The organism is Aerococcaceae bacterium DSM 111021 (assembly GCA_020112395.1).
GTDB lineage: Bacteria > Bacillota > Bacilli > Lactobacillales > Aerococcaceae > Ruoffia.
The window spans coordinates 1-3,700 of the sequence record JACCEK010000004.1 but is presented as its reverse complement, the minus strand read 5'-3'; the positions used below and the strand labels follow the sequence as shown (position 1 = coordinate 3,700).

The window sequence follows — 3,700 nt, the reverse complement described above, 5'->3', positions numbered from 1 at the left end:
ACAATGTGTGGTGATGGTAGCAAGAAGGATACACCTGTTCCCATGCCGAACACAGCAGTTAAGCTTCTTAGCGCCGATGGTAGTTGGACTTTTGGTCCTGTGAGAGTAGGTCGTTGCCATGCATTGTTTTATCTATTACAATTAACTGACTTAACCTTTGGGTTGAGTCTTTTTTTATGTTTTCTATTAAAATATTACAGTTACGTGTTATAATCAGCATATATAAGGAAGGAGGATTGAATATGAGTCAGTTACTAAAAGAAAAGATAAAAAATAAAGCTGGTGAATTAGGAATCGATAAGATTGGTTTTACTCATGCGGAACCATTTTATACTTTAGAAGATCGTTTGATAAAGCAAAAGGATAAAGGTTATAATTCTGGTTTTGAACATCAAGATATCGAAGAACGAATTTATCCTGACAAAATATTCGATCAACCTAAATCAATTATTGCGATCGCATTGGCCTATCCATCTCGTATGAAGAAACCTAAAACTAATAAAGGCCAGCCACGTGGTGAGTTTGCCCGAGCTTCATGGGGGACTGATTATCATCATATACTCAATGATCGAATGGCCAAGTTAATAGAGTATATAAAAGAAGCAGCGAAAGAAGAGGAATTAGGCGGTCTTGAATTCAAACCAATGGTAGATACAGGGGAACTCGTTGATGTTGCAGTTGCTCAGCGTGCTGGATTAGGTTTTATTGGTCGTAATGGCTTATTAATTACTGAAGAGTTTGGTTCCTATGTTTATTTAGGAGAAATTATTACTAATATTGAATTCGAATCAGACGAAGAAGTTCCTTTTGGCTGTGGAGATTGTATGAAATGTATAGAATCATGTCCGACAGGAGCTTTATTAGGGGATGGACGGATTAATGCCCAAGTCTGCCTCTCGTACCAAACGCAGACTAAAGGATACATGCCTAAAGAATTTCGTAAGAAAATGGGCCGTGTTATATATGGATGTGATATTTGCCAAATAGTTTGTCCATATAATAGAGGGATTAATTCACATCTTCATCAAGAAATGGAACCGGAACCTGAATTGACAAACACGGTGTTGGAACCGTTGCTTGATATATCGAATAGAGAGTTCAAAGAAACGTTTGGTAAGATGGCAGGATCATGGCGAGGCAAGAAACCACTGCAACGTAATGCGATTATTGCCTTAGCTAATTATAAGGAAAAATCTGCCATTCCTCGACTGCTACAAGCGATTGAAACAGATCCAAGGCCCGTAATTCGGGGGACTGCAGCATGGGCAGTAGCAAAAATTACTGAGGGTTCTCTCAATGCTGAATTGATATCGTTTCTAGAAGAGATGCGTGATAAGGAAGTCGATCAAGAAACGATTGATGAATTTGAAAATGCTTTGAATATATTAAATGATAATTATTGATTAGATTAAGCACGCTCATTTGATGGGGCGTGCTTTTTTGTTGATACATCAGCTATATTCATGATATAGTTTTCTATAAAGAATAATGATATAACAATTTTATATGGATTATTATCAAAATATTTTCTAATTAATGAATACAATAATAATTATGTAAAGGAGGTGCTGATATTGAAAGACTTTGTTGTAATTATACCTGCGTATAATCCAATGAATGAATTACCCAACTATATAAAGAATCTACTTGATGAAAATGTATTAGGGATTGTAGTGGTAGATGATGGTTCTGACCAAGTATTTTCAGACCTTTTTGAGAATATTACTCAATTGGAGAGAACGATAGTATTGAAGCATGAAGTTAATATGGGGAAAGGGGCAGCATTAAAGACAGGATTTAATTACATCAATGCTAATTATAGTCATGTGAATAGTGTTGTCACTGCGGATTCCGATGGTCAGCACCTTGTAGTAGATGTAGTGAATGTTGGAGATGAAATGGTTGCTACGCTTGCCGATTATATACTGGGAACAAGAAACTTTGCAAGAAGTGGAGTGCCATTTAGAAGTCGCATTGGAAACTGGTTTACGTCATTAGTTTTTGCATTGTTTTTCCAATTAAAAATCAGAGATACACAAACAGGTTTACGTGCATTTAAAACTAATCAGTTAGAGAATTTAATGAAAGTATCAGGTAACCGATTTGAATATGAGATCAATATGTTAATTATGATTGCAAAAGAAAAACATTCAATGGATAGTGTTGCAATTAGTACGGTATATCATGATGAACACACGTCACATTATTCTACAATCAAAGATTCTGTTTCAATCGGTAAGCAAATGGTGAAGGGCTTATTTGTATCTAAATAAATGGAAGGAGAGAAGTTATGCATGAGATTGGATATGGTGCTTTCTATTTGTTTATTAAAAAAATTGCTCGTCTTGTATTTCCTAAATATACAACGATTCAAGTGTATCCTAAAGATAGACCAGTTGTTTATGTGTCACATCACCAAAATATGCTAGGTCCAATTAATATATTACTTTGGTTTCCGAAGTTTGTCCGAGTGTGGAGTTTAAGTGTTTTTACGGATCAAGAAACTTGTTATGAGCATTATATAAACTATACTTTTACAAAACGTTTTAAATTTCCGTTGTACATTGCTAAACCTCTCGCTTGGATTATCTCGTATTTTGTGAGTGCATTAACCCATTCTGCTTGTGTTGTGCCAGTTTATCGAAATTCAAGACGTATTATAAAAACATTAAAGAATTCGGTACAAGCTTTGCAAGCAGGGGATTCAATATTGATTTTTCCTGATATAGAATATACATCGAATGAGAATGAGGTAGGGGATATCTATGAAGGCTTTCTCAATATTGATAAATACTATTATCGTGAGACTGGAGAGCATATTGACTTCATCCCAATTTATGCAAATCAAGATATAAAAGAAATACTTTATGGTACACCAATTAGATTTGATAGCGAAATACCTTTTATTGATCAAAGAGAAGAAAAGGCAAAGGAATTACAAGAGTCGCTTAATAGTCTAGCAAGTATAACAAAGCAAGTGGATTTAGTTTAAGTCCCAGTATATGAGTTTGCCCTGAGGGTACGTTACATATAGGGATAAATAGAATATAAAACAATAAGATCCTGTTAATGGTATAGAGTGGCTTAATCAGAATACAGCAGAAAAGGATTTATAAAACAACACATAATACGAAAATGATAAAGTACTCGTATAAAACTGATTAGAATAGTGTTAAGAGATATAGTCGAAACATACCTGAAATAATTGTAAAAATAGTATTGACAGAGTGGACTATCAGATGATACTATATATAGGTTGCTAACAGAGCAACCGAACGATTTAAAAGTCGGTGGAAATAAGTTAAATAAAGTATTGACATCGAGATCTAAATCGTGGTATTATATATAGGTTGTCAATTGAGACAGCGACGAACTAGACGATCAAATCAAAACGATTTGAAAAGAAGTTCAAAAAAGGTTTGACATGATGATATGAAACATGGTATCATTAAGACCTTGTCACGTGAGATGTGACGAAAACAAAACATTTAAAAATAAGTTTGAAATAAGTTTAAAATAAACTTGACATGCTTGTTACATGAATGTTATACTTATAAAGTTGCATCACAACCGCAACGAAAGCTCATTGAAAACTGAACAAAGATAAACACACCAAATGTGTAATGGGGTCTGTTGATTTATCAGCAGACACAACCAAACAATTCGATCTGGATGACCACCAGTATAAAAAGGGTCAACA

3 protein-coding genes and 1 rRNA gene are annotated in these 3,700 nt (G+C 34.4%); all 4 read left to right on the top strand.

Annotated features, from left to right (window positions below):
• The first annotated feature begins 6 nt into the window (after window positions 1-6).
• Window positions 7-122, top strand: a 5S ribosomal RNA gene (gene rrf, locus HYQ40_11165).
• Window positions 123-242: 120 nt separating this feature from the next.
• Window positions 243-1,403, top strand: coding sequence for a tRNA epoxyqueuosine(34) reductase QueG (gene queG, locus HYQ40_11160; protein ID MBZ6528323.1), 1,161 nt, complete (start codon window positions 243-245; stop codon window positions 1,401-1,403).
• A 171-nt stretch (window positions 1,404-1,574) separates the two neighbouring features.
• The gene (locus HYQ40_11155; protein MBZ6528322.1) at window positions 1,575-2,273 is read left to right on the top strand and encodes a glycosyltransferase family 2 protein; all 699 of its coding nucleotides are present in this window, start codon (window positions 1,575-1,577) and stop codon (window positions 2,271-2,273) included.
• Window positions 2,274-2,290: 17 nt separating this feature from the next.
• Window positions 2,291-2,992 carry a glycerol acyltransferase gene (locus HYQ40_11150; GenBank protein ID MBZ6528321.1) on the top strand — a complete coding sequence of 234 codons (702 nt, stop codon included), beginning with the start codon at window positions 2,291-2,293 and terminating at the stop codon, window positions 2,990-2,992.
• Window positions 2,993-3,700 lie beyond the last annotated feature (708 nt).

Coding starts and splice junctions, on each gene's coding strand:
- queG (MBZ6528323.1), top strand. CDS start 243: ATGAGTCAGTTACTAAAAGAAAAGATAAAAAATAAAGCTGGTGAATTA.
- HYQ40_11150 (MBZ6528321.1), top strand. CDS start 2,291: ATGCATGAGATTGGATATGGTGCTTTCTATTTGTTTATTAAAAAAATT.